Origin of the sequence: Actinoallomurus bryophytorum (assembly GCF_006716425.1) — a bacterium.
GTDB lineage: Bacteria > Actinomycetota > Actinomycetes > Streptosporangiales > Streptosporangiaceae > Actinoallomurus > Actinoallomurus bryophytorum.
Genome location: NZ_VFOZ01000001.1, coordinates 7581122 through 7607489, shown reverse-complemented (window position 1 = coordinate 7607489; position 26368 = coordinate 7581122). Strand labels below are relative to the sequence as shown.

Sequence of the window (26368 nt, the reverse complement as noted above, 5' to 3'; positions counted from 1 at the left end):
ACCTCCTGGGAGGTCGGGTAGATGCGGTTCCGCGCGACGATCGAGCTGGGCGGCAAGACCGCGACGGGTTTCCAGGTTCCCGATGACGTCGTCACCGCGCTCGGCGCCGGCCGGCGCCCGCCGGTCCGGGTCACGATCGGCGGCCATACCTACCGCAGCACGGTCGCGTCCATGGGCGGGCGGTTCATGGTCGGGGTCAGCGCGCAGAACCGTGAGGCCGCCGCCGTCGCGGCCGGGGACGAGGTGGACGTCGACCTCGAGCTCGACACCGAGCCCCGTGAGGTGGCCGTGCCCGAGGACCTCGCGGCCATCCTTGACGGAGAGCCCGAGGCGAGGCGGTTCTTCGACGGGCTCTCCTACAGCAGGAAGCAGTGGTTCGTCCTGCGGATCGAGCAGGCCAAGAAGGACGAGACGCGGCGCAGGCGCGTGGACGAGACCGTCACGATGCTGCGTGAGGGCCGGAGCGGCCCCTGAGACGTCAGGCCGGTCCGCGGAGCCCGGCCATCGTGACGGTCACCAGCCGCTGGACGGCGGCCTTCGAGGGCAGGCCGGCGGCGGCCGTCAGGGCGTGGAGGCAGTAACCCGCGAGCTCGTCGGGGGCCACGTCGCCGCGGACCTCGCCCGCACGCGCGCCCTCGGCGAGCAGGTCGCGGACGAAGCCGCGCAGCCGTCGCTGGGCCTCGGCGACGTGCTCGCCGCGGTGCAGCATCGCGGCGAGCGGGTCGCCGGCGTCGTGCTCGTACGCGATGAACGCGTAGGCCTCGAGCACCGCCTCGAGTGGGTTCGCCGCGTGTTCGCGGATCTGGGCGAGGTGGTCGAGATGGGCGCCGATCTGGCGCTCGTGCCAGGCGGTGAGGATCGTCTCGACGTCCGGGAAGTACTTGTACAGCGTGGCGCGGCCGATGCCGGTCCGCTCGGCGATCTTCGACATCGTCACCGACGCGGGCCCGTGCTCGGCCACCAGCGCCGCGGTGGTGTCCAGCGTCGCGTCACGCACCGCCGCGCGGTGTGCCTCGATCGTCTCGTTCCACAGCTTGGGCACGGCGTCAGCATACGGCGCGCACCGTCCCCAGCCGGGACGGCGTTTCGACGGCCCACGGTCAGGTCCGGCTCCACGTCATGTCGATCTGGTGCTCGAACGCGACATAACCGGCGCGCGCGAACGCCCGTGCCATCGGCACGTTGCCGAGGTCGGTGTTCGCGCGGATGCGCGGCACGTCCGCGTTCGCGAGAATCCTCGTGCCCTCGCCGAGGATCGCGTCGACGTGGCCGTTGCCGCGATGCGCGGGCCGTACGCCGAGGTAGGCGATGATCGCGCCGTAGGCGTTACGCGTGGGAATCACGAACCCCACCGGCTCTCCGCCCGGCAGTGCCGCGATCCGCCACCACTCACGCGGACCCTCGTAGCCGGCCAGCTCGTCCTCGTACTGCGCGCCGGCCGCCTCGCGCGCGGACCCGCGGGTCAGCTCCTGGCGGCTGTAGGCGTCCAGGGTCCCCTCGAGGACCTCGGTCATCAGCGCGATGAGCTCCCCGGCGTCGCCGGCGGGCCGGAACACCAGCCGCTCGCCCGGCTCCGGCACGGGCCCGCCGCGCCGCCACTCGAGCCGCAGGCGCTCGACGAACAGCCGGGCGCCGGTGCGTTCGAGTGCGGACATGCGGACCTCGGCCTCCCGGCGTTCCTCCGGGTCCTCGCGCCAGCGCGGGCCGACGAAACGGACGTAGGGCGGTGTCGCTCCGACCTCGGCCATCGCCGTCTTCAGCAGGCGTACACCCGCGTCCGTGGCCTCCGGCCCGCCGGCCAGGTCGAAGATGTCCAGGAGCCACGGCTCGTCGTGCGACGGCCGCGCCGACCACGCGGCCCTGGCGATCGGCCGATCGCCCCGCAGGGCCATCCACATCCATTCGGGCCGCCGGCGGCCGGCGGCGAGATCGCCGGCCAGTTCGTCGTTGAGGACATAGGGCAGCCGGTTGAACAGGTCGAGCTCGTCCGATCCGGTGATCGGACGCACGGTCAGGTCGTTCATTACGGACTCTCCGGGGAGAAGCACGCCGTCCGTTCCCGAGGTCAGCGGCCTTCCGCGCCCCGGGAGGGGCCGAGCGTGGTGAAATGCGGACTCATCGGCTCGTCCCTCCTTTCACCACTACGGGCCTCTTGTGAGGTGCCGGCCGCCAGTCCTACCTTCCGTCCCGGCCCCACCGCAAACCGTTTTCACTCGCCGCGCATGGTCCCGGACGGTCCGGCGGACGCGCGGGACGGGCTTCGCTGCGATCATTTGCCGCGTGATGTCGCTGAGGATGAACGACGCCGCCGCGCTGATGCTCGGGATGGTGGCCGGGTCTCCCTCGCTCGCGCCGCCCGGTGGCCTGGCGCCCGGTCTCCGGCAGCGCATCAGTACGGGGATCGTCCGCCGCGGGAAGGTGCTCACCTGGGCGGACTCGTCCGGCGCCGCCGATCGCGGGTCCGCGGGCTCCGCCGATCTCACCGCGTGGGAGGACGCGGACAGCTCGTTTCACCTGGAGGACGTCGTCCCGGTGAGGGTGGAGATCGTCGATGACGCACCGGTCATCACGGAGGACGACCAGCGGACGCTGCTCCTCCATGGCATGGCGTTCGCCTTGGAGTTCGCCACGTTGGTCCACCGGCTGGACGAGCCCGGCCCGGTGCGCTGCGTCCTGTCCGCGAACGAGACGAACGCGACCTTCCGCTTCCACCAGATCCGTGCGGGCGAAGAGTCCGATCGCGCCGACCTCGAGCTCTACCGGCTGGAGAAGATGGTCGTGGTGGACATCGAACCCGCCGGCACGGAACCGCTGCCGGTGGAGAGTGGCGGAGGCGTACGGGAATCGAACCCGCCGACGACGCCGAGCGCCGTCCAATGGTTTTGAAGACCAGGAGGGCCACCAGGCACCCTCACGCCTCCACGCGTCACCCTAGTGCACCCACCTGCGCACATCCGGTGCCGTGACGGGTCGCCGGCGCCGCTCCCGGAAGGTCATCGGGGCGCGCCTCGGTCACAACGGAAGGCGGCGGCCGCCTCCTCCGTCCCATCCGACTCGGCCGTCAGCCTGTCCTGATCGGGCCACGACGACAACCAGCCGTCACTCCGCAGCGTCTCCGTCTGTACACCCAGCGGAGAAGGTCCGACATGAACAAGTTCCTCGCCCTGCCGGCGGCAGCGGCTTTCGGTGTTCTCGCCGTGCCGGCCGTCGCCTACGCGCACAGCAGCGGGGCCGTGACCTGCAGAGCCACGTTCACGGCGCATCCGGAGAACGCGAGCCCGCCGTGGGCGAACGACACGTTCGTCCGCATCACCACGATCCGGGCCGCGAGTGAGGGTACGTGGAAGGCGCACATCACCGACCTCGGGCACTTCACGACGATCGCCGGCACCAGGTCCGACTCCGGCGACACGATCCAGAACGCGGTCACCGGCGTGTTCGCCGGGCGGGGCGACTACACGGTCACCTCGGCCGCCAAGCCGCACTGCGTACCCGGCGAGCACTACTCCGGCAGCGCCGGGCCGGCGACCGGCCAGTGGCCCGTGCACTACTTCACGGCCGCGACGACGAGTGGCATCGACCCGTGGCACTGGGACTACCGGACGTGCCGGGAGCACATGTCCGAGGACAGCGTCGCGGGCACGACGGGGCATCTCGCGGGCCTGAAGTGCCGGCCGCACCAGCCGAAGCCGACCCCCACCCCGACGACGACCGACACGGGCACGCCCTCCCCGACGCCGAGCACCTCCACCTCGCCGGGCGAGGCTCCCGCCCCGACCCCGGTCGACAGCGACCTGCCGGTCACCGGCTGACCCCACGCGACGAGCCGCCCGTTAACGGGAGGGCAGGCGGCTTCTCGGGCGGCCGGCGGCCTGCGGGGGCCGCCGGCGGAAGCGCGGCGGCTCTCCCGGCTGGGAAGACCGGGAGAGCCGCCGCGCGCGGTCACGCCGTGACCGGGCCGCGCCAGAGGAGGGCGCGTTCGGCCGCGGTCCAGATGGTCGTGGTCAGGAGGTACAGGCCCGCGGCGAGCGGGACGTACGCCGCGACCGCGAGCGTGGTGAAGGGGACCACCCGCATCACCTTGCCGAGGGCGCCCGGCGGTGGCGCCTGGTAGCGGTACATGGTGCGGGAGGTCCACCAGCCGACCACGGCGAGCGCGGCGAAGAGGGCCAGGAACACCAGCCCGTGGGGGCCGAAGGCGCCCGCTCCGAACAGCCAGCGCTCCCCCAGCGGGGCTCCGAGCAGCGTGTGGGCCAGCAGCAGGTTGGCGTGCCCGCCGACGGCCGGGGACAGGAACATCCGGTAGACGACGGAGAAGACCGGGAGCTGGAGCAGTGACGGGCCGATCCCGGCCCACATCGAGGTGCCCTCCGCCCGGTAGAGGGCCGCGAGCTCCTGGTGGGCACGTACGGGGTCGGCGCGGTGGCGTTCACGAATCTTCCTGGCCCGTGGTTCGAGCCTCAGCCGCGCCTGGCCCGCCCTGGCCTGGCGGCGGCTCAGCGGCAGCAGGGCGAGCCGTACGCAGGCGGTGAAGACGACGATGGCGACGGCGGCGGCCAGGCCTCCGGCGACGGGGGTGAGAGCGGACGTCAGTCCGGTGACGAGGTCGTACGCGACGCCGACGGCGGCGTCCCAAAGATGCGACATCTGGAACCCTTCAGGTCTGTCTGCGGGAGGACACACGGAAGGGCCGTACGGGCGTGCGAGGAAAGGCAGAAGCTACGCGTGTGCGGCCCTGGCCAGGGCCGACGGTGCTCGGGGGCGTGGCCGGCCGGCGGCGTCGGGGTCGCGCAGCCGGATGAAGACCGTACGGCCGGCGCGCTCACGCAGTGACGCGTGACCGGCCGGGACGCCGGGAGCGACGCTCGCCGCGGGGCGACGGGCGGCCAGGATGACCAACCCGGCGACGGCGAGGGCCGCCGCGGCGAGCAGGACGGTCGACGGCGTCAGCGCGTCGGCGGCGTTCCAGCTCGCGATCAGTGCCGTCACGGTGACGGCCAGGATCCGGGTCATGCCCCTAAGACGCCCGCCGATCTCCCAGGGTTCCCGCCAGACCGGTATGAACCGGACCGAGGATCACGGGTACAAGGTGTCGAAGGTGCCGGCGTACTTGGCGTGGATGACGCGGCGCTTGAGCTTCAGCGTCGGCGTCAGCTCCTCGCTCTCCGCGGTCCACTGGTCCGGCAGCAGGCGCCAGCGTTTGACCTGTTGCACCCGCGCCAGCCGGGCGTTGGCGGCGTCGACGGCCGAAGAGATCTCCTCGAGCACGGCGGGGTCGGTGGCCATCGCCGCCAGGTCCGCCGGAACGCCGTGCGCCGCCGCCCATACGGGGGCGACCTCCGGGTCCAGCGTCAGCACGGCGACGACGTAGCGCCGGCCGTCACCGTACGCCAGCGCCTGGCCCACCAGGGGGTGCTCCTTGAGCAGGTTCTCGATCAGCGACGGCGCGATGTTCTCCCCGCCCGCCGTGATCATGATCTCCTTCTTGCGGTCGACGACGCTCAGGAACCCGTCCGCGTCGATCGCGCCCAGGTCACCCGTGTGCACCCAGCCGTCCGCGTCGAGCAAGTCGGCGGTGGCCGAGGGGAGGTTCAGGTACCCGTGCGTGCACGTGCCGCCCCGCACCAGGATCTCGCCGTCCTCGGCCAGCCGGATCTCGATGCCCGGCATGGCACGGCCGACGGTGCCGAGCTTGAAGGCGTCCGGCGTGTTCGCGGTGACCGCGCCGGTCGTCTCCGTCATCCCGTACACGTCCAGGATGCGCAGGCCCAGGCCGGCGAAGAAGCGCGCGACCTCGATGGGCAGGGGCGCGGCGGCGCTCAGCGTGTGCTGGGCGCGGTCGAGGCCGATGAGGGAGCGGATCGGCGACAGCACGGCCTCCTCGGCGCGCAAGAACGCCTCCAGCACCTCCGGCGTGGTCGACCGGCCGTACTCGCACGACTCGACATAGGCACGCCCGGCCTCCATCGCGGCGGCGACGGCATCGCGCCGTGACTCGTCCTGCTCCGCGCCGAGCGCCGCCTGGATGGCGGCCATCATCTTCTCCCACACACGTGGCACGCCGAAGAAGCCGTGCGGGCGTGCCTTGGCGAGTACGGCCGCCAGCTGGGCCGGGTCCGGGCAGAAATACACGTGCGAGGCGCGTACGAGCGGCACGTAGATGCTGACGACCCGGTCGGCGATGTGCGCGAACGGCAGGTAGGAGACACCGACGCTCTGGGACGGCAGGCTCGCGGTGCGCTCCGACACGCGGCACTCGTACAGCGCCATGCTGTGGCTGATCACCACGCCCTTCGGCCGTCCGGTCGTGCCGGAGGTGTAGAGGATGGTCAGCGTGGAGTCGGGGGTGAGGTCGCGCCAGCGGTCGCAGGTCCCCTCGCCGAGGTCGAGGAACGACTCCCATGACAGGTACGGCGAGCCCGAGGGGCAGTCGTTCAGCACGATGACCGCCCGCAGGTCGGGCAGCTGCGACAGGATCGGCCGCCAGCGTTCGAGCTGGTCCGGGCCGTCCAGCACCGCGTAACGCGCGGTGCAGTCGGCGGCGACGTAGGCCACCTGCTCCGGCGCGAGGGTGGCATAGAAGGTCGTCGGGATCCCCCCGGCGTGGACCACTCCGAGGTCGGCCAGCACGTGCTCGGTGCGGTTGGGCATCATGAGCGCGACGGTCTCGCCGGGCTCCAGCCCGAGCGCCGTGAACGCGGCGGCGATCCGCAGCACCCGCTGCCGGACGTCGGACCAGGTCAGGGTCTCCTCACCCTGGGTGAAGGCGGGAGCGTCCGGGTACTGCGACGCCGTCGATTGAAGGACATCGGCGATCGTCTCGCCCTCGATCTCCTTTTCGACCTCGGCCCGTTCCTCCAGCACACCCATTCCATGCCTCCGTCGTCAGTGCCCGCTTACAATGCAGCATCGCACCATGTAGAACGTGATTCGGACAAGGTCCACGACAGGATAATCGTGGAACACCTATTCGGAGGGTCCGATGAAGTATCGCCTCACGCAGTACGCCCACGGTGGTGGCTGCGCCTGCAAGATCCCCCCAGGAGAGCTCGAGGCGGTGGTGGCCGGCCTCATCGACACCACCCGCCCGGACGATCTTGTCATCGGCCTCGACGACGGTGACGACGCCGCGGTGGTGCGCATCGAGGGCGGGCAGGCCGTGGTCGCCACCGCCGACTTCTTCACCCCGGTCGTCGACGACCCGTACGACTGGGGCCGCATCGCCGCGGCCAACGCGCTGTCCGACGTGTACGCGGTCGGCGGCCGTCCCCTGGTCGCGGTGAACCTCCTCGGCTGGCCGCGGGACACCCTGCCGATGGACCTCGTACGCGAGGTGCTGCGCGGCGGGCTCGACGTGGCGCGGGAGGCGCGCTGTCATGTCGCGGGCGGTCACAGCGTGGACGACCCGGAGCCGAAGTACGGCATGGCCGTGACCGGGCTCGCCGACCCGGACCGCCTGCTGCGGCTCGACGCCGGGCGCCCCGGGATGCCGCTCTGCCTGACCAAGCCGCTGGGCGTCGGCGTGCTGAACACCCGTCACAAGGCGACCGGGGAGGTCTTCCCCCAGGCGGTCGAGACGATGACGACTCTCAACGCGGCGGCGTCACGCGCCGCACTCGAGCGTGGCCACGGCTGCGCCACCGACGTCACCGGCTTCGGCCTGCTCGGTCACCTGTACAAGATGGCCCGCGCCAGCGGGGTCACGGCCGTCGTCGACGCGTCGGCGGTCGACTACCTGGACGGCGCGCGGGCGGCCGTACGCGACGGCTACGTCTCCGGCGGCACCCAGCGGAACCTCGCGTGGGTGACACCGCACACCGAGTTCGGCGAGGTCTCCGAAGAGGACCGCCTGCTCCTGGCCGACGCCCAGACCTCCGGCGGGCTTCTCGTCGCCGGCGAGGTCCCCGGCGCGCCGATCGTCGGTGAGCTCGTCGGCCGGGAAACGTCCACGTTGATCGTTCGCCGATAGATCACCGAGGGTACGAAACACTCGCATGGCCGCTGCGGAGATTCGGGGGAGACCGCATGGCCACATCGGCGACCGAGGAGCGGCGCGAACGCCGCTTCCTCGGGCATCCACGTGGGCTCGCGACGCTGTTCATGACCGAGATGTGGGAGCGGTTCAGCTTCTACGGCATGCGCAGCATTCTCGTGCTGTTCCTCGCCGCCTCGGCCGCCGACGGCGGGCTCGGCCTGCGGGGCGGCACGGCGAAGGCGCTGGTCGGCGTCTACTCGGCCATGGTCTACCTGGTCACGCTGCCCGGCGGCTGGATCAGCGACCGGGTGCTCGGACCCCGCCTCGCGGTCCTGTACGGCGGCCTGGTCATCATGCTCGGGCACATCGCGATGGCCATTCCCGGCGGAGCCGCGTTCGTCTATCTCGGGCTCACGCTGATCATCGCGGGCACCGGCCTGCTCAAGCCGAACATCGCCACGCTGGTCGGCCACCTGTACCGGCAGGACGAGGACGCCCGCAGGGACGCCGGCTTCTCCATCTTCTACATGGGCATCAACCTCGGCGCGTTCCTCGCCCCTCTCGTCGTGGGCACGCTCGGGCAGAAGGTCTCCTGGCATCTCGGCTTCGGCATGGCCGCCGTCGGCATGGCGCTGGGGCTCGTCCAGTACGTCCTCGGCCGCGGCCATCTGCCGGACGGGCGGCCGCCGCGGCGGCTGACCGCGGAGGAACGCCGCCATCTCCGTACGGCCGTCGCCGCCGGCTGCGCCGCCGTGGTCGCCGTGGTCCTGCTCGGAGTGGCGACCGGCACCCTGACCCTGGACAACGTCACCTGGGCGCTCGCGGTCATCCCTCTGATCGTCGCGGTGGCCTACTTCGCGTTCATGTTCTTCGGCAGTCACGAGATCACCCCGGACGAGCGTGCGCGGCTCAGGGCCTATGTCTGGCTGTTCGTCGCGGCCTCGATGTTCTGGATGGTCTACGACCAGGCCGCGACCGAACTGTCGACCTTCGCGCAGAACAAGACGGACCTGTCGGTCGGCGGCTGGGAGATGCCCTCGAGCTGGCTGCAGGCGATCAACCCGATCATGGTCATCCTGCTCGCCCCGGTGTTCGCGGCCCTGTGGGTGCGAACGGGCACCCGGCTGAGCACGCCGCTCAAGTTCTCCGTCGCCATGGTGCTGGTCGGGCTGTCCTTTGTGATCATGATGTTCGCGGCGGCCGAGGCCACGCGGGGCGCCAAGGTCTCGGTGCTGTGGCTGGTGGTCACCTATCTCATCCAGACCACCGGTGAGCTGTGCCTCAGCCCGGTGGGGCTGTCGGTGACGACCAAGCTCGCCCCGAAGGCCTTCGCGAGCCAGATGATCGGCCTGTGGTACCTGGCCGTCGCGGTCGGCGACGCCGTCGGCGGGCAGATGACGCGACTCGCCGGGACGGTCCTGTCCGAGCCGGTCTACTTTCTGCTGCTGGGGCTCATCGCGGTCGCCACCGGCGCCGCGCTCGCGGCCGGGATCAGGCCGCTTCGCGTGATGATGGCCGAGCACGCGCCGCCGCGCGCCTGAACTCCGCGAACCCCTCACTGGCAGCCATTAATCATCCGAACACTGACCGAACTTGGACATGTCGCAATCAGTGGGATCCGAACGGCGAAACCTACCGTCTATAGGTAAAGCAGAATTTGCACAGCAGGCGGAGTCCTAGTTGGGTATGAGGACACGTTTTGCGGGGAAATGAAGGGGCGGCCGTTCGTGCATGAGCAACCGGAGGGCTACGGCCGAGAGTCCTACCCTGACCAGCCACAGGGTCAGGGTTCCGGGGGCTATCCCCCACAGCAACCTTCTCAACAGCCGCCGTATCCGGGCGGGCCGCCCGGGCCACAGCAGCCCCCGTACGGCCAGCCGGCCCCGTACGGTCAGCAGCCTCCGTACGGCGGCCAGCAGCCGCCCGGCGGATCGCCTTGGGACCAGCAGGGCGGCGGCGCGTACGGACCGCAGGACCCGGGCGCCGGTGGACCTTCGTGGAGCCCGCAGGGCCCCGGAGGGTACGGCCCGCAGGACCCCATGGGTCCCGGCGGGTGGGGCCCGCCGACCGGTCCGCCGGGTCCGCCCGGCAAGAACAACTCCGGTCCGGTCATCGCGGTCGCGGCCGTCGCCGCGCTCGTGCTGCTCGGCGGGGGCGGCGCCATCGTCTACGCGCTGAGCAGCGGGGACGATCCCGCGCCGAAGCCTCCGGTCGCGGTGAGCACTCCGCCGACGACCCTGCCGACCGTCCCGCCGCCGACCGCGTTCCCGACCCTGCCGAGCTTCTCGCCACCGACCATCCCGCCGCTACCGACTCCGTCCTCCAGCCTGGACCAGTCGATGCTGGTGCAGGCCGGCGACTGCGTGCGGATCACCGGCAAGTCGCCGCACCTGAAGATGCTCCGTGCCAGCTGCGGCTCGGCGCAGTACAAGGTGCTCAAGAAGTTCACCGGCACCGCGGACCGGACCAAGTGCCGCAGTGTCTCGGGCTACACGACGGCGTTCTGGGCCAAGAGCAAGAAGTACAGCTTCCTCAGCTACGTGCTCTGCCTCAAGCACGTGTGACACGAGCGCGCTGGGGCACGACGGTGTACTTCGGGTCCTCTGCCGAGGCGTGCCCCGCGTAGAGGACCGCGAAGCGCGTGCACAGCGCGCCGCCGGTGACCGCCAGCGCGGACATGACGGCGGCGGTGCGGCTGCGGCCGGCGACCAGGGTGCCGGCCGCTCCCGCCGCCGTGAGGGCGCGCCCGTACCGCAGCAGCGCGCCCGCGCGTCCGATGCGGTACGGCTCGGACACGAGCTCGGGCTCCTCGCGCATGCCCTTGCCGCGTTCGAGCATGCCGGCGGCGGCGAGCTCCAGTCCGGCGCCGAGCACGACCATCCGCCGCGCCGGGGCGCCCTCACGGCCGGGCACGGCCGCCATCCCCACGGCGCCCGCGCTGGCCAGCGCGCTCCCGGCGAACAGCAGCGGAAGATGCCGGTAGCCCTCGTGCCAGGCGGGCACCGCCGTGTCGGCGATCAGCACGCCCGTGTAGGTGGCGAGCACCGGGCCGGTCAGGGCGGCCCCGGCTCCCGCGGCCCGGCCGAGCCGGGGCGCGATGCCGGTGACCGCGGAGGCGGCCGCCGCGCCGGTCAGGCCGCCGTGCGCGGCCAGCACCCATGAGCCGACGCTCATCGGCGACGTGGGCTTGAAGACGCGCAGCATGTGGAGGAAGCGTTCGGGCCGGCCGAGCTCGTCGATGAGCAGCGCGGAGCCGGCCGCGGCGGCAGTCAGCGCGGTGAGTCTCCCGGTGAGCGAGAGCCGCCGGCGCCCGGTCGCGTCCGCCATCGCCGCCATGGTCGCCGCCGCGCCGGACAGCCCACCGAAGTAGAGGTAGCCCGGCATGTGCGGCGCCTTCCAGCGCGGCCGCTTCAGGATGGGACGTCCGTAGTAGGAACCGAACTCGGCACGCGGGACCATCGCCTCCTCGCCACCGCGGCGGGGCATCAGCGCCTGCCCAGGAACGAAACGGCGACGCATCCGGCCAGGGCCGCCGCGGCGCCACCCGCCCACTTCCACATCGCGGGCAGGTCGCGCGTGGTGACCACCGGGTCCGGCGGCAGGCCGTACGTCTCCGGCTCGTCCAGCAGCAGGAAGAACGCGCCGTCGCCGCCGACGCCGTCGTTCTCGTCCTCGCCGTAGAGGCGCGCCTCCGTGACGCCCTGGTCGTGCAGGTCGCCGAGGCGTTCGCGCGCACGCTCGCGCAGCTCGTCCAGCGGGCCGTACTGGATGGAGTCGGTCGGGCAGGCCTTGGCGCACGCGGGCTCCATGCCGTCGCCCAGCCGGTCGTAGCACATCGTGCACTTCCACGCCCGTCCGTCGTCCTCGCGCCGGTCGATCACGCCGTACGGGCAGGCCGAGACGCAGTAGGCGCAGCCGTTGCAGATGTCCTGCTGCACGACCACGGTGGCGAACTCGGTGCGGAACAGCGCGCCGGTCGGGCAGACGTCGAGGCAGGCCGCGTGCGTGCAGTGCTTGCACACGTCCGAGGCCATCAGCCACCGGCTGGCGCCGTCCCCCTGGTCGACCTCGCGCGGCGCGGACTGCTCGATGAACGCGACGTGCCGCCAGGTGCTCGCCCCGAGGGCGCCGGTGTTGTCATAGGACATCCCGGTGAGCGCGTAGCCGTCCTCGGGGATGGCGTTCCACTCCTTGCACGCCACCTCGCAGGCCTTGCAGCCGATGCAGACCGACGTGTCGGTGAAGAACCCCGCACGTTCCGGCGGATCGGCATAGCCCGCCTCCTCGGCGACGTCGTGCAGCGGTCCGAACAGACTGTTGGTCATCTTCTAGTCCTCCGGGATTCCCGCACGGCGGCGATAGCGGCGTACGAGCGCGCCCAGCGCGGCGCCCTGGGGTCGCCGCCCGGGCTGGATGTCGCAGGTCGCGGCCTTGCTCTCCTGAATGTGGGTGTTCGCGTCCAGCACGATGGGCAGCAGGTCGTTGGCCGAGTCGCCGGTCACGACGCCCGAGGAACCCCAGTGGTAGGGCAGCCCGATCTGGTGGACGGTGCGGCCCTGGATGCGCAGCGGCCGGACGCGGTCGGTGACGAGTACGCGGGCCTCGATCGCGGTACGGGCGGTGATGATCGTGGCCCAGCCGCCGTTGACGAGCCCGCGCTCGGCCGCCAGGGCCGGGGAGACCTCGCAGAACATCTCCGGTTGCAGCTCCGACAGGTAGGGCAGGAACCGGCTCATCCCGCCCGCCGTGTGGTGCTCGGTGAGCCGGTACGTCGTGAAGGCGTACGGATAGACGGTGCCGCCCCCGGGGTGGTAGCGGTTGCCCCGGCGCGGATAGAGCTGGCGGGTGGGGCTGGCCTGCTGGGAGTAGAGCGGGTTGCCGACCGGCGACTCCTGCGGCTCGTAGTGCGCCGGCAGCGGGCCGTCGACGAGTCCCTTCGGCACGAACAGCCAGGCCTTGCCGTCGGTCTGCATGATGAACGGGTCCGCGCCGCCGATGGCGTCCTGCGCCTTGGCGCCCTCGGGTGCGACGTAGGAGGGCGGCTTGCCCTTCTCGAAGTCGGGAACGTCGTGGCCGGTCCACTGCTCGCCGTCCCACCAGACGTAGGCCTTGCGCTCGCTCCAGGGCCGGCCCTCGGGGTCGGCCGAGGCCCGGTTGTAGAGGATGCGGCGGTTCGCCGGCCAGGCCCAGCCCCACTCGGGCGCGACCCAGGACTGGTCCTGGCCCGGCCTGCGGCGCGCGGTCTGGTTGACCTCGTCGGCGTAGCAGCCGGAGTAGATCCAGCAGCCGCTGGTGGTCGAGCCGTCGTCCTTGAGGGCGGTGAACCCCGGCAGGGCCTTCCCGTCCGCGTCGTACCCGTTGATCTCCCGGAGCACGGCGTCGGCGGACGGGTCGTCGTGCGGTCCCTCGACGGGGTAGTCCCAGGTGAGGTCGAGAACGGGCCGGTCGTTGGGGTCCGTGGAACCGGCCAGCCGCTCACGGACGCGCAGCCCGAGGTGGTACATGAACCACAGGTCGCTGCGCGCGTCGCCCGGCGGGTCCAGCGCCTTGTGGTGCCACTGGAGGAGCCGCTGGGTGTTGGTGAAGGTGCCGTCCTTCTCGACGTGCGAGGCCGCGGGCAGGAAGAAGACCTCGGTGGCGATCTGCTCCGGAGTGGTCTCACCGGCGGAGATCTCCGGGGAGTTCTTCCAGAACTCCGCGCTCTCGATCATGTTGAGGTCGCGGACGACCAGCCATTCGGTCGCGGCGAGTCCCTGACGCTGCAGCCGCCCGCCGGCCGAGCCGACGGCGGGGTTCTCCCCCATGAGGAAGTAGCCCTTGACCTTGCCGGCGATCTGGTCCATCACGGTGTGGTACGTGCCGTGGTCACCGGTCAGCCGCGGCAGGTAGTCGAAGCAGAAGTCGTTGTCGGCGGTCGCGGCGTCGCCCCACCACGCCTTGAGCAGGCTGACCATGTAGGCGCGCTTGTTGCCCCAGAATCCGGTGTCGCCGGCCGCACGCTCGAGATAGCCGTCGAGGTCCTCGTGCTCGTGCGCGTACGGCATCGGCAGGTAGCCCGGCAGCAGGTTGAACAGGGTCGGGATGTCGGTCGAGCCCTGGATGCTCGCGTGCCCGCGCAGCGCCAGGATGCCGCCGCCCGGCCGTCCCATGTTGCCCAGCAGGAGCTGCAGGATGGCGGCGGTGCGGATGTACTGGGCGCCGACGGTGTGCTGGGTCCAGCCGACGCTGTAGACGAACGCCGTCGTACGCTCACGGCCGGAGTTGACGACGACCGCGTCGGCGATCTCGGCGAACGCCGCCGGGCCGATGCCGCACATCTCCTCGACCAGCTCCGGGGTGTACCGCGCGAAGTGGCGTTTCAGCACCTGGTAGACGCAGCGCGGATCCTGGAGGGTGTCGTCGCCCTGTGGCGCGTGACCGGTCTCCGACGGGGTCGCCTCGAAGGTCGCGCCCGGCCCGTGCTCGTGGGAGCGGCCCTCCTCGCCGCCCTCACCTGCCGCCGCCTGCGCGTCCGCCTCCTTGTACGCCCAGCTCGTCGGGTCGTACTCCCGCTTTTCGGCGTCGAAGCCGGAGAAGAGCCCGTCGAGGTCCTCGGTGTCGCGGTAGTCGTCGCTCACGATGGCCGCGGCGTTGGTGTAGTTGAGGACGTACTCCCGGAAGTCGTGGCCGCCGCTCAGCACATGGTTGACCAGCGCGCCGAGCAGCACGATGTCACTGCCGGCCCGGATGGGCACATGCCGGTGGGCGACCGCGCTGGTCCGCGTGAACCTCGGGTCGACGTGGAAGATCCTGGCGCCGCGCGCCTTGGCCTCCATGACCCACTGGAACCCGACCGGGTGGCACTCGGCCATGTTCGAGCCCTGGATGATGATGCAGTCGGCGTTCATCAGGTCCTGCTGGAACCCGGTGGCGCCGCCGCGCCCGAAGCTGGTCCCCAGACCGGGGACGGTGGCGGAGTGTCAAATACGGGCCTGGTTCTCGATCTGGATCGCGCCGAGCGCGCTCCAGAGCTTCTTGATGAGGTAGTTCTCCTCGTTGTCGAGCGTCGCCCCGCCGAGGCTGGCGATGCCCATGGTGCGGCGGACCCGCTTGCCGTCGTGGGTGTCCTCCCAGCCGCTCCGCCGCGCGTCGAGGACCCGGTCCGCGATCATGTCCATCGCGTCGTCGAGGTCCAGCGCCTCCCACTCGGTGCCGTGGGGCCGCCGGTAGAGGACCTGGGTCTGGCGTCCGGGCGAGGTGACGAGCTGCTTGCTGGCCGAGCCCTTGGGGCAGAGCCGCCCGCGCGAGATCGGGGAGTTCGGGTCGCCCTCGATCTGGATGACCTTCTCGTCCTTGACGTAGACCTTCTGCCCGCAGCCCACCGCGCAGTAGGGGCAGATCGAGTCCACGACGCGGTCGGCCCGGCCGGTACGCGCCTGAAGCGCGTCCGTGCCCTTCGACCGCGCGGCCTGGCCACGTCCCAGCCGGTCGGAACCGGTGAGCTGGCGGAGTATCGGCCAATACTCGATGCCCACGTGCCCCATTCAACATCGTCAAGGGTCGATCTTGCTACCACCCCCTGCCTGGAGGGGCCAGGCGAGCTGTAGCGTCGGGGGCATGGGCCGAGTGACGGTACGGCGGCGGATCGCCCACATCGACGAGCGCGGGACCCGCAGGCGCCCGGACACGCTGGTGGTGGAGGAACCCCTGGAGATCCGGCTGTCGGGGCGGCCTCTGTCGGTCACCATGCGGACTCCGGGTGACGACTTCGACCTGGTGAGCGGGTTCCTGCACGGCGAGGGCGTCGTGCGCACCGCCGACGACATCGTCTCGATGCGCTACTGCGCCGACACCGACACCCTCAACGTGATCGACGTCGCCCTCGCCGAGGGCGTCGAGCCGCCCGACGCGTCGGTCGAGCGCTCGTTCTACATGACCAGCGCGTGCGGGGTCTGCGGCAAGACGAGCATCGACGCGATCCGGCAGAAGACGGCCTACGACGTCCGGGCGGACACGACGCGCCTCGACCCGGAGGTGCTGGTGGGATTGCCGGAGACGCTGCGCGAGGCGCAGCGGGTCTTCGAGCGCACCGGCGGGCTGCACGCCGCGGGACTCTTCGACGCCGAGGGCACGCTCCTGGCGATGCGCGAGGACGTCGGCCGGCACAACGCGGTCGACAAGGTGATCGGCTGGGCGCTGAAGGACAAGCGGGTGCCGGTGACCGGGCATGTGCTGCTCGTCAGCGGGCGCGCGTCGTTCGAACTCACCCAGAAGGCGCTGATGGCGGGCATCCCCGTGCTGGCCGCGGTCTCCGCGCCGTCCTCTCTCGCGGTCGACCTGGCCGCCGAGGCGGGGATGACGCTCGTCGGGTTCCTGCGCGGTCCGTCGATGAACGTCTACACCGGTACCGAGAGGCTGCCGGGATGAGCTTGACCCGATGGGGCGTCGGCGGCATATATTGCACGCCGTGTCCAATAACACTGAGGGTGACGCGGCGCCCGGCGTGAGCATGCGGCGCGTCCGCGGCGACGGCGTCGATCTGGCCGTCTACGAACGCGGCCAGGGACCGGCCGTGCTCCTCGTGCACGGCTACCCGGACACACACGCGGTCTGGGACGCCGTGGCCGAGCGGCTCGCCGTGCGGTTCCGCGTCATCACCTACGACGTGCGGGGCGCGGGCGCGTCCTCGCGTCCGGGCCGCCGTGAGGACTACCGGTTCGAGCATCTCGTGGCCGACATGGCGGCCGTCCTGGACGCCGTGAGCCCCGGTGTCCCGGTGAACCTGGCCGGTCACGACTGGGGGTCGATCCAGTCGTGGGAGGCGGTCAGCGCGATGCCGGAGCGCTTCGCCTCCTTCACCTCGATCGCGGGTCCGTGCCTCGACCACGCCGCGTACTGGAGCCGTGCCAACCTGCGCCGTCCCTCCGGAGTGCGCGCGGTGGCGCGGCAGCTGGTCCACTCCTGGTACATCGCGGCGTTCCAGGTGCCCGTGGTGCCCGAGCTCTTCTGGCGGCACGTGCTCGCCCGACGCTGGGAGGGGCTGCTCGAACGCACCGAGGGCGTGCCGGCCGGTGGCCGCCATCCGGCGCCCACGCTCGCCGAGGACGCCGCGGCCGGGGTGAACCTCTACCGCGCCAACGTGCTCGCCGCCCGGCGTTCCCCGGGCGAGCGCCGTACGACCGTGCCCACCCAGGTCGTGGTGCCCACCGGCGACGCCTTCGTGACGCCGGCGCTGGCCGCCGAGGCGGCACGCCCGTTCGCCGAGCGGCTGCAGGTACGCCCGGTCCGCGCGCCGCACTGGGTGCCCCTGACCCAGCCCGCGGAGATCGCCCGGCTGATCGGCGAGCACATCACGCAGGCCGGGAAGTGCCCGGCCGGACGATAACGGCCGCCTCTCCGAGCCTCAGCGTCGCGGCGGCGATCCGGCGTACCAGCGGCTCGTCCACCTCGTGGCCCAGGCCGGGCGTGGTCGGCACCGGGACCCCGCCGAAGATCGCGCGGACGGGCGGCTCGACCACGTCGTGCGCGTAGTACTTGTCCGAGCCGGAGACGTCGCTGGGCAGGGTGAAGCCGGGCAGGGAGGCGATGGCGACGTTCGCGGCGCGGCCGACGCCGAACTCGTGCATTCCTCCGCACCAGACCCGCCATCCGCCCTCGATGGCGCGGTCGTGCGCGGCGCGCGCGGTCGTGAGGCCGCCCATGCGGGAGACCTTGATGTTGAGGACGCGCCCGGCGCACAGCTCGATGGCCGAGTCGAGCTGATCGAGGTCGTCCACGGACTCGTCGAGACAGACGGCGGTCTCCAGCCGCGACTGGAGATGCGCGTGGGCGGACAGGGCGCCGGGTGGGTACGGCTGCTCGATCATCGTCAGGCCCAAGCGGTCCAGCTCGGCGAAGACCTCCCGCTGCTCCTCGGTGTACGCGCCGTTGGCGTCCACGTGCAGGGCGAGATCGGGATGCGCCCGGCGGACGGCGCGTACGGGCTCGACGTCCCAGCCCGGCGCGATCTTCAGCTTGATCCTGCGGTATCCCTCGGCGGCGTACCGGTCGGCCTGGGCGAGGAGTTCGGTCACCGTCGGCTCGATGCCGAGGCTCACGCCGGCCGCGATGGCCTTACGCTCACCGCCGAGCGCACGGGCCAGCGGCATGCCCGCCGACCGCGACCACATGTCCCAGCACGCGATGTCCAGCCCGGCCTTGGCGAAGCGGTGGCCGCGGATCTTCGCCCAGAGGGCGCCGACGTCGGCGGGGTGGTCCCACACCGCGCCGAGCAGCGCGGGCCCGAGGTAGCGCTCGAGCATCAGCCAGCAGCTGTCGACCGTCTCCGGGCTGTAGTACGGGTCGCTCGGCGAGGCGATCTCGCCCCAGCCGGCCTCGCCGTCCGCGTCCTGGACGCGGACGAGGATGTGCTCGAGGTGCGACTTGCGGTGCGAGCTGGTCTGGAAGGCGTGCACGAGCGGCAGGCTCACCCGGAACGCCTCGACCATGGTCACCCTTGGCACTGGACTCAGCCCCCCGTACCCGGCTGGAAGCGGTAGACGGCCGTGTGACCGTCGCACGTCTGGCAGGAGACCGCGCGGTAGCCGTCGCCGGTCAGCCGCGTCATCTCGGCGGCCAGATCGTCGCGCAGGTGGTGGGCGGCGCCGCGGTCACGTGCGACCAGGGCGTCCCAGTCGCGCGGCATCCCGAGCAGGATGTCGCCGTCCTCGTCCTGTCGCGCCTCGCCCCAGCCGGTGTGCGGCGGGCGCGGCAGGTCACGTGCGGCGCCGGCCACCAGGTCCCATTCGACGATCAGCCGGTCGGTGCGCATGCCCGGGTCGCGGCCCGAGTCCTCTACGCCGTACAGGTCGCGGGTGAACCAGCGGCCGGTGGCGCCCAGAACGTCGAAGTTGAAATGCGCGTTGTGGGTGCGCACGGGATCGAAGGCCCAGCGCATCACCGTGATGCCGGTGGACAGGACGTAATCCCGCTGGCTCAGCTTGAGTGTACGGCCCACTCCCCTGCCCTGCCAGGCCGGCAGCACCGCCGCCACCTGGGAGTAATGGTAGACGGTCGAGTTGTCCGAGCCGAGGAAGCCGTAGGTGAAGCCGACCAGTTCGCCCCCCGCGAAGGCCCCGATCACCGAGCCTGCGTTGCGCGCGAGCGCGGCCAGCAGCCGGGGACTGACCGCCGGGTCGGTCGCGGAGAGTGCGAACGCCGTGCGGTAGACCTCCACTCCGGCACGCATCTCGGCGGCAGTGGTCAGCGATCGTACGGTGATGGGCGGAGAGAGCGGCAAATCCTTCTCGTCTCGGACATTGAAACGATCAATTCGTTCGCTTGATGGCAAGTTTAATATCAAATGTATGGACACTGACCTCACCGCGGCCCTGGCGGACGCGACGACCGGGTTGCTGCCCTTCGGCCGCGACCGGCTGCGTTCGTACGCCTTCGCCGAATCGCCCTCCGGGGACGCCGCCGCGCTCGGACGCTGCGCCGCCCTCATCGAGGCGGGCCACCGCGAGGTGGGGGGCCACGTCACCCGCGAGGACGATCATCTCGTCACGGTCTTCGGCCCCGGCGACGGCCGGCACCTGCTGCTGGTCGGCCACTACGACACCGTCTGGCCGGTCGGGCGGCTGGCGTCCATGCCGTACACCGACGACGGCACGACGATCACCGGGCCGGGGACCTACGACATGAAGGCCGGTCTGGTGGCGGTGGAGATGGCGCTGCGCGCGCTGGCCGCCCTGGACGTGCCTCTCGCCCGTCAGGTGCGCCTGGTCACGGTCGCGGACGAGGAGGTGGGCAGCCCGGCGGGCCGTACGGTGATCGAACGCGCGCTGGACGGTGCGGTGGCCGTGCTCGGCCTGGAGTCGCCGCACCCGGACGGGGCGCTCAAGACCGCACGCCGGGGAAGCACCCGGATCCTGCTGACCGTACGCGGTCGCGAGGCGCACGCCGCCCTGGATCCCGGCAAGGGCGTCTCCGCCATCGACGAGCTGTTCGACCAGGTCACGGCGGCCCGCGCCGCCGTCCCCGACGACGGCACGACGCTCTTCAACGTCGGGCGGATCGCGGGAGGCAGCCGGGCCAATGTGATCGCCGGCGAGGCGTCCGCCGAGATCGGCCTGCGGTTCGCCTCGGCCGAGGCCGAGCGGCAGGTCCTTTCCGCACTGACCGGGGCGGAGCCGCGCCGACCGGGTGCCGTCGTCGAGGTCACGGTGCTGTCCAGCCGTCCCACCTGGCCGGAGCGCGCGGACGACCCGCTCCTGGACGAGGTCGCCCGGGTCGGGGCGGCGTTCGGCCAGCGGATCACCGGCCGGCCGGCGGCCGGGGCCGGGGACACGAACCTGCCCGGCTCCCTCGGCCTCCCCACCCTCGACGGCTTCGGCCCCCGTGGCCGGGGCGCCCACGCCGCGGACGAGGCGGTCGACGTCACGAGCCTCGCCGAACGCGCCGCGCTCCTCGCGGGCATCATGACGACGCCCGTCTGACCGCCGCAGGCCCGCTCCGGGCTCGATATCACCGAAAAAACCTCACCGCGTCACCTTCACGACTCCCGCGCGCCGGTAGTGCCGATGTGACAGGTGGAATACTCGACCGACTCGCGGGCCTGTGCGCCCACGTGACATGCACAAGACGGGGGGACCCATCGATGGTCACAGAGATCGCGCTGATCGACACCAAGCCGGGCCAGGAGGCCGCGTTCGCAGCCGCCTATCAGGAGGCGCACGAACTCCTCGCCACGACTCCCGGGTGCCTCAGCGCCCGGATGCTGCAGAGCGGCGAGTCACCGACCCGGTTCGTCGGGGTGGTCGAATGGGAGTCGAAGGACAAGCACCTGGACAACTTCGTCGGCACCGAGCGGTTCGCGAAGTTCGGCGCGCTGCTGGGTCCCTATCTGGCAGGAGCCCCGGTCGTCGAGCATTTCGACGACATCGTGGCGTAGGGCGATCGCGACACCTCGCCAAGATGTCCCGCGCACGCCATTGAAGATCCACCATCTTGAAAATGGCTGATCAGCCGTAGTGGTGTGGCAGGTTTCGTGGTGTTCGTGCAATTGGTGGGCGGCTGTCCCGGGCCGACCTCCCGGGGGTGTCAACCAGGGGAGGCCGGCATCGGCGTTCTTGCCGCGCCGTGCAGTGCCCAGCACCGCTTTTGCCGCGGCGGCCGGCGGCTCTACTCGGTCCTACTCGGTCCGCAGCGCGGTGGCGGTCCGGGTCCGTGCCGCCCAGCCGGCCGGCAGCAGTGCCCCGAGCAGGGCGATCACGATCCCGCCGGCCAGCAGGGGGATGAGCAGGCCGGCGGTGTAGGTGTGGGACACGCTCGGCGGCAGGTGCCGGCCTATCGCGTTCCCCATCGGGTTCAGCGTCGCCTTCTCCACCGCGACCCCGAGCGGGACCCCGATCAGCCCGGCGATCAGGCCGGTGAGGGACACCGAGGTCAGCACCATCGCGATGGTCTGCTTGGGTGTCATCCCGAGGACCTTGAAGATCCCCAGGTCATGGACCCGCTCCCGGGTGTCCTGCACCACCATGCTCAGCACCCCGAGCGCGGCGACCGCGATCATCATCAGCGTGAGCGTGGCGACCAGGGCGCCCATGGTGATCACCACGATGTTCTTGCCCCCGCCCGAGTTCGGCTGGACCGAGGCGTTCAGCGGGGTCAGCGCGGCGGCGGCTGAGGTGGACCAGTCCGATCCGTTGACGTTGTCGGCCAGCTCGACGTTGAACTGGTCGATGTGCGGGGTCAGACCAGCGGCGGTGAAGGTGGCCGCATCCGTCATGAGCGTGTAGTCGCCCACGTTGGTGTCGAAGTTGATGCCGACGACCTTCAGCGGCAGTTGCTTGTTCTGCTGCACCACGGTGACGTCGTCACCGACGTGGATCCCCACCGCCGAGGCCAGCTTGTCGCCGACCACGGCCTCGCCGGGCGCCGAGTACCAGCGGCCGGACAGCAGCTCCAGGTGCGTCCAGGAGAAGTCGCCGGTGACCGTGAACACCCGCGTCGGTTCGCCGCCGGGCGGGGCGCCGACCATGGTCGCGCCGCTTTCGCCCCAGCCGAACGCGGCCTTCGTGCCCGGGATCCCGGCGAGCGCGGCGGCCACCTTGGCGGCATCCAGGTGCGGGTTGCGCGGGTCGTTGGGGCCGTAGAGACCCCAGGGCACGCCCACGTCGGCGGTGGGTTCCACGAACTCCGACGCGACGTTGAAGCCTGAGGTGCTGGTGTCCAGGTACTTATTGAACCCGGTCTCCAGCCCCACCGCGAACGTGGCACTCACCACGCCGAACAGCACCGCCGCACCGACCAGTACGGCCCGGACCGGCCGGGCGAACGGCTGGGCCAGCCCCAACGACATGGCCCGGGGCAGCGGCAGCCGCGAGGCCAGACGCTGCGCCGTCTGACCGCCCCCGGCCTTGGGGGCGCGGCCGACCACCAGAGCCCGCACCGTCGGCATCCGGCCGGCCCGCAGTGCCGGGATCAAAGCCGTGACGCCGACGATCAGCAGGGTGCCCAGCGGCACCACGGCGCTGACCCACAACGGAATCGTGGCATTGCCCGCGCCGAGCTGCTTGGTGGCCCCGCCCAGGATCGGCACAGCCAGGAGGTTGCCGAAAACCGTGCCAAGCACCAGGCCGAGTGTCGCCGGGATCATGGCCTGCGCGGTGTAGGCGCGGGCCACCTGCGAAGGGGTGAAGCCCAACGACTTCAGAATCCCGATGCGCCGGATTCCCGAGGCCACAGTCCCGCTGACCACGATCGAGATGATCAGCACCGACATGAACAGCCCGAGGAACCCGAAGCCGATCAGGAACGGCACGTAGGCCTTGGCGTTGCCGGTCGCCTGCTGCTCCGCGGTCAGGTACGTCTGTCCGCCCTCGACCGCGCCGGCCGGCGCGGCGGCGGCCACCGCCTTCTTGTCGGTGGCGATGTCGGCGTTGGTCCCGGCCTTGGCGAACCGGTAGAGCATCTGCTCGTCGGACTTGGCGCCGGCAGCGGTGAGCCGCGCGAAACCGTCGGCGGTGGCGAAGGCGGTCGCGCTGTTGGTCACCGAGCCGCCGAAGCCGACGACCTTGAACGACGGCTTGCCCGGCAGGGAGGAGAACACCACCGAATCGCCGAAGCAGACGGTGGCATAGTGCTGCCACGGCAGGGCGATCTCGCCCGAGCTCGTCGGCCAGCGCCCCTGGGTCAGCACCAGTTGGTCCATCCCGGAGGTGCTACCCAGGTCGGGCCGGGTGGTGACGGTGATCGGACCGTTGTCGTGACCGGCCCAATCCTTCTTGGAGCAGTCCATGCCGACGGTCGTGTCCAGGGCGGCGGCGATCGGGTACGGTCCGGCCGCCTCGGTGACGCCGGCGGCGTGCGCGGTGGCGGCGGCCTGCGCGGCCGTGGCCTTCGAGCCGTCGAACTGGACCGCCAGGTGCGCCCCGTTCCGAGCACTGAAGGCGTGGTCGAACGGGGCCTGCACGACGGCCAGCAGGCCGAGGGAGAGTACTGATGACGTCACCGCGGCGAACGTCGTCAGGGCCATGACGAGGGACTGGACCCGACGACGGCCCACGCCGGAGCGTACGACCTTGCCCAAGGCGCTCACCGGCTCACCGCCGGCAGCAGGCGGGCCATGGCATGGAATCCGACCTCGAAGAGGCGCCGGGGCATCGGCGGCTTGCGCAGTGTCATCCGACCGCTCCCGTCTGACGGGTCGGCGGCGTGCGGGCGGCCAGGCCGGCACCGTTGCCGTAGTTGATGACGTCCCGCTCGACCGCGCCGTCCACCAACTCGATCGTGCGGCGCGCGGTGCTCGCGGCCAGCTGCACGTCGTGGGTGACCAGCAGGATGGTCTGGCCCTCGCTGTTCAGGTCCAGCAGCAGCCGGCGCACGTCCTCGGCCGAGCTCGAGTCCAGAGCGCCGGTCGGCTCATCGGCCAGCAGCAGCGCCGGCTTGTTCATCAGGGCCCTGGCCACCGCCACCCGCTGCCGTTGCCCGCCGGACAGCCGCTGCGGGTAGGCCTTGACATGCCGGTCGATGCCCAGCGAGCCGAGCAGCTCGATGACCCGCCGCTTCGCTTCGCCCTTGCCCATCCCGGCCAGCTGCGCTGGAACCATGACGTTGTCCAGCACGGTCAGGTCGTCGAGCAGATTGAAGAACTGGAAGATCATGCCGATCGAGGCCCGGCGGTACTTCGCCGAACCGGCCTCACCGAGCCGGTCGACGCGGGTGCCGTCGACGGTGACACTGCCGCTGGAGGGCCTGTCCAGGCCGGCGATCAGATTCAGCAGCGTGGACTTCCCGCTGCCGGAATGGCCGAGGATCGCTACGCACTCACCGGACGCCACGGACAAGGTCACACCGGCCAGCGCGGGCGGGCCGTCGTCGTATTTCTTCGTCGTATCGCGAAGATCGATCAGCGGTGCATTCGTCATGTCCACGAACCTAGGAACCGAACGCCATCCGTCGCGTCGGCCGGTGGATGTCACCGTTCCCCAGGTCATCGGCTCGGCGGTGTACGGCGTGTACATCCCCGGGGCGACGCGCAGAGCCGACGTCGCTGAATACGATCTCCGCATGGAAGAGCTTCTCCGGCGTCTCTCGACATCGAAGCGCGTGACCTGGCTGATGTCACAGGCCGCGGTGCTGGCCACCACCTGCTTCTACGCGCTGATGCTCGCCTGGACGATGCCGGCCTCTCGGACCGGGCTCTTCTTCGTGCTCGCCCTTCCGGTCCTGCTCGTGCGCCGTCTGCCGGCGGCGGTCTTCGCGGCGGTCCTGGGCGAAGCAGTCCTCGGCGACATCTTCGGCGCGCGGCCCTCGATCGTGTTCGTCCTGCTCGTCGCCTTGGGCGGGTACCTCGCTGTCCGGCGGCCGAAGGCTGCCGCCGTCGGCTTCGTCGCGGCCGTCGCGGCCGCGTTCGTCAACGTCACCCACATCCCCGGGGAGACCGTCAGCGACGCGGCCCAGTTCGCCGGGGGGCTCGCGTTCTGGTTCGCGGTCGCGTGGGTCTTCGGGGGGGTGTATCGCAAACGCCGTGAATACCTCGAAGCCCTGCACGAGCAGAGGGCGGCCCGCGCCGTCCTGACCGAGCGGCTGCGGATCGCCCGCGAACTGCACGACAGCGTCGCGCACAGCATCGGGATCATCACGGTGCTGTCGGGAGCGGCGGCACGGGTCGTCCAGACCAAGCCCGAGCAGACGCGGCAGGCGCTGACCGGCATCGAGACCACCAGCCGGGAGACGCTGTTCGGGCTGCAGCGGATGCTCGGGGCGCTACGCCGCGCCGAGCCGGACGACGCCATGCCGCAGACCGCTCCGCTGGCGCCGGCCGGCAGCCTGGCCGACGTCCCGCAGCTCGCCGTACGCACGGCCGACGCCGGGGTGCGGGTCCACGTGACCTGGCGGGGCGAGCAGCGTCCACTCCCGCCGGAGATCGAGCTGTCGGCGTTCCGGATCATCCAGGAGTCGGTGACGAACGTGGTGCGGCATTCCCAGGCGCGGACGTGCCGGGTCGCGGTCGGTTACGAGCCGGAAGGGGTGACGATCGAGGTGGTGGACGACGGGGACGACGGTCTGGGCGGGCCGGGCCGTCCGAGGCTCTCCGCGGCCGGCGGGAGCGGCTTCGGCCTGCTCGGCATGCGCGAGCGGGTGACGTTGCTGTCCGGCCAGTTCAGCGCCGGCCAGCGTCCGGAGGGGGGATTCCGGGTGACGGCGAGGATCCCGGCATGAGCGTGCGGGTGTTGCTGGTCGACGACCAGCCGCTGATGCTCGTCGGGCTCACGATGCTGATCGGCGACACCGACGACCTGGAGGTGGTCGGCCAGGCCGGCGACGGCGGCGAGGCGGTGCGCCTGGTGCGTGAGCTGCGGCCGGACGTCGTGGTGATGGACATCCGGATGCCGGGCGTGGACGGGATCGAGGCGACCTGGCAGGCGGCCGCCGAGCCGGACCCGCCCAAGGTGCTGGTGCTGACGACCTTCGACGACGACGAACACGTCTACGGCGCACTACGCGCCGGGGCCAGCGGATTCCTGCTCAAGAGCATGGCCCTGGACGCGATCCTGGAAGCGATCCGCGTGGTGGCCGCGGGCGACGCGTTGATCGCGCCGAGCGTGACCCGACGGCTGATCGCGGACTTCGCCGGAACGTCCGGCCCCGCGGCCCCCGAACCGGACGCCGGGCCCGCCGCGGACTCGAGTCCCATCGCGGGGATCACCGACCGGGAGCGCGAGGTGCTGGCACTGGTCGGACAGGGACTGTCGAACGCTGAGATAGCCGAGCGGTTGGTGATCAGCGCGGCGACCGCGAAGACGCATGTCGCGCGTCTGTTCGCCAAGCTCGAGGCTCGGGACCGCGTCCACCTGGCGATCGTCGCCTTCGAAACCGGACTCGTGCCGCGTCGACGGTAGGGGCACGATCAGAAGGACGATCGCGACC

General features: G+C 71.4%; 23 protein-coding genes and 1 tRNA gene. 11 read left to right on the top strand and 13 right to left on the bottom strand.

All coding sequences use genetic code 11. The annotated features are described in order from the left end of the window. The first annotated feature begins 21 nt into the window (after window positions 1-21). Entirely contained in the window at window positions 22-474 is a 453-nt protein-coding gene (locus tag FB559_RS35215) for a YdeI/OmpD-associated family protein (protein ID WP_141961233.1), read from the top strand. A 4-nt stretch (window positions 475-478) separates the two neighbouring features. Here the strand turns inward: FB559_RS35215 and FB559_RS35210 are convergent, their stop codons facing one another. The 3 genes from FB559_RS35210 to FB559_RS35200 form a co-directional block, all read right to left on the bottom strand. Further along, on the bottom strand, window positions 479-1042 hold the full coding sequence (locus FB559_RS35210; protein ID WP_141961232.1) for a TetR/AcrR family transcriptional regulator: 564 nt from the start codon (window positions 1040-1042) through the stop codon (window positions 479-481). 58 nt (window positions 1043-1100) lie between these two features. Next, window positions 1101-2024, bottom strand: a complete 924-nt coding sequence (locus FB559_RS35205; protein WP_141961231.1) for a GNAT family N-acetyltransferase — start codon at window positions 2022-2024, stop codon at window positions 1101-1103. An 801-nt stretch (window positions 2025-2825) separates the two neighbouring features. Further along, window positions 2826-2921, bottom strand: a tRNA-Sec gene (locus FB559_RS35200). 225 nt (window positions 2922-3146) lie between these two features. Here FB559_RS35200 and FB559_RS35195 point away from each other — a divergent pair. Further along, complete coding sequence (locus FB559_RS35195) at window positions 3147-3812, top strand: hypothetical protein (RefSeq protein ID WP_141961230.1); 666 nt, start codon at window positions 3147-3149, stop codon at window positions 3810-3812. Window positions 3813-3942: 130 nt separating this feature from the next. Here FB559_RS35195 and FB559_RS35190 read toward each other — a convergent pair whose 3' ends face one another. From FB559_RS35190 to FB559_RS35180, 3 genes are all read right to left on the bottom strand, one after another. Further along, window positions 3943-4647, bottom strand: a complete 705-nt coding sequence (locus FB559_RS35190) for a YidC/Oxa1 family membrane protein insertase (RefSeq protein WP_141961229.1) — start codon at window positions 4645-4647, stop codon at window positions 3943-3945. A gap of 72 nt (window positions 4648-4719) precedes the next feature. Continuing rightward, a complete protein-coding gene (locus FB559_RS35185; RefSeq protein WP_141961228.1) occupies window positions 4720-5013 on the bottom strand; it encodes a DUF6412 domain-containing protein in 294 nt (97 codons plus the stop codon). Between the two features lie 63 nt (window positions 5014-5076). Then, on the bottom strand, window positions 5077-6870 hold the full coding sequence (locus FB559_RS35180) for an AMP-dependent synthetase/ligase (RefSeq protein ID WP_141961227.1): 1794 nt from the start codon (window positions 6868-6870) through the stop codon (window positions 5077-5079). Window positions 6871-6982: 112 nt separating this feature from the next. On the opposite strand from FB559_RS35180, the gene selD reads away from it, so the two are divergent. The 3 genes from selD to FB559_RS35165 all read left to right on the top strand — a co-directional run bounded on the left by selD (window position 6983) and on the right by FB559_RS35165 (window position 10539). Further along, complete coding sequence (selD, locus tag FB559_RS35175; RefSeq protein ID WP_141961226.1) at window positions 6983-7969, top strand: selenide, water dikinase SelD; 987 nt, start codon at window positions 6983-6985, stop codon at window positions 7967-7969. Window positions 7970-8025: 56 nt separating this feature from the next. Continuing rightward, the gene (locus FB559_RS35170; protein WP_141961225.1) at window positions 8026-9516 is read left to right on the top strand and encodes a peptide MFS transporter; all 1491 of its coding nucleotides are present in this window, start codon (window positions 8026-8028) and stop codon (window positions 9514-9516) included. 186 nt (window positions 9517-9702) lie between these two features. Continuing rightward, entirely contained in the window at window positions 9703-10539 is an 837-nt protein-coding gene (locus FB559_RS35165) for an LppU/SCO3897 family protein (protein WP_141961224.1), read from the top strand. Here the strand turns inward: FB559_RS35165 and nrfD are convergent. From nrfD to fdh, 3 genes are read right to left on the bottom strand one after another with little or no spacing between them, the layout of a single operon-like run. Further along, window positions 10526-11434, bottom strand: a complete 909-nt coding sequence (nrfD, locus tag FB559_RS35160; RefSeq protein ID WP_141961223.1) for an NrfD/PsrC family molybdoenzyme membrane anchor subunit — start codon at window positions 11432-11434, stop codon at window positions 10526-10528. The two genes, FB559_RS35165 and nrfD, sit on opposite strands and share 14 nt — an antisense overlap. A gap of 26 nt (window positions 11435-11460) precedes the next feature. Next, window positions 11461-12300 (bottom strand): 4Fe-4S dicluster domain-containing protein, encoded by an 840-nt coding sequence (locus FB559_RS35155; RefSeq protein WP_141961222.1) that lies wholly within the window; start codon window positions 12298-12300, stop codon window positions 11461-11463. A gap of 3 nt (window positions 12301-12303) precedes the next feature. Further along, a complete protein-coding gene (gene fdh / locus FB559_RS35150; RefSeq protein ID WP_246122339.1) occupies window positions 12304-15498 on the bottom strand; it encodes a formate dehydrogenase in 3195 nt (1064 codons plus the stop codon). A 73-nt stretch (window positions 15499-15571) separates the two neighbouring features. Between fdh and fdhD the strand changes: the two genes are divergently transcribed. Further along, the gene (gene fdhD, locus FB559_RS35140; protein WP_141961219.1) at window positions 15572-16381 is read left to right on the top strand and encodes a formate dehydrogenase accessory sulfurtransferase FdhD; all 810 of its coding nucleotides are present in this window, start codon (window positions 15572-15574) and stop codon (window positions 16379-16381) included. A gap of 40 nt (window positions 16382-16421) precedes the next feature. Continuing rightward, on the top strand, window positions 16422-17339 hold the full coding sequence (locus tag FB559_RS35135; protein WP_246122337.1) for an alpha/beta fold hydrolase: 918 nt from the start codon (window positions 16422-16424) through the stop codon (window positions 17337-17339). Here FB559_RS35135 and menC read toward each other — a convergent pair. After that, entirely contained in the window at window positions 17305-18441 is a 1137-nt protein-coding gene (gene menC / locus FB559_RS35130; RefSeq protein WP_141962129.1) for an o-succinylbenzoate synthase, read from the bottom strand. The genes FB559_RS35135 and menC overlap by 35 nt on opposite strands. A 20-nt stretch (window positions 18442-18461) precedes the next feature. Beyond that, window positions 18462-19232, bottom strand: coding sequence for a GNAT family N-acetyltransferase (locus FB559_RS35125; RefSeq protein ID WP_141961217.1), 771 nt, complete (start codon window positions 19230-19232; stop codon window positions 18462-18464). 67 nt (window positions 19233-19299) lie between these two features. Here FB559_RS35125 and FB559_RS35120 point away from each other — a divergent pair, with 67 nt between their 5' ends. Both FB559_RS35120 and FB559_RS35115 read left to right on the top strand, forming a co-directional pair. Beyond that, a complete protein-coding gene (locus FB559_RS35120; protein WP_141961216.1) occupies window positions 19300-20430 on the top strand; it encodes a M20/M25/M40 family metallo-hydrolase in 1131 nt (376 codons plus the stop codon). Between the two features lie 161 nt (window positions 20431-20591). Next, entirely contained in the window at window positions 20592-20885 is a 294-nt protein-coding gene (locus FB559_RS35115) for an antibiotic biosynthesis monooxygenase family protein (protein WP_141961215.1), read from the top strand. 240 nt (window positions 20886-21125) lie between these two features. Here FB559_RS35115 and FB559_RS35110 read toward each other — a convergent pair whose 3' ends face one another. Both FB559_RS35110 and FB559_RS35105 read right to left on the bottom strand, forming a co-directional pair. Beyond that, window positions 21126-23534, bottom strand: coding sequence for an ABC transporter permease (locus FB559_RS35110; protein ID WP_141961214.1), 2409 nt, complete (start codon window positions 23532-23534; stop codon window positions 21126-21128). An 82-nt stretch (window positions 23535-23616) separates the two neighbouring features. Beyond that, on the bottom strand, window positions 23617-24363 hold the full coding sequence (locus FB559_RS35105; protein WP_141961213.1) for an ABC transporter ATP-binding protein: 747 nt from the start codon (window positions 24361-24363) through the stop codon (window positions 23617-23619). Between the two features lie 142 nt (window positions 24364-24505). Between FB559_RS35105 and FB559_RS35100 the strand changes: the two genes are divergently transcribed. Then, a complete protein-coding gene (locus tag FB559_RS35100; protein WP_185792547.1) occupies window positions 24506-25660 on the top strand; it encodes a sensor histidine kinase in 1155 nt (384 codons plus the stop codon). Then, entirely contained in the window at window positions 25657-26340 is a 684-nt protein-coding gene (locus FB559_RS35095; RefSeq protein ID WP_141961212.1) for a response regulator, read from the top strand. Before FB559_RS35100 ends, FB559_RS35095 begins: the two co-directional genes overlap by 4 nt. Window positions 26341-26368 lie beyond the last annotated feature (28 nt).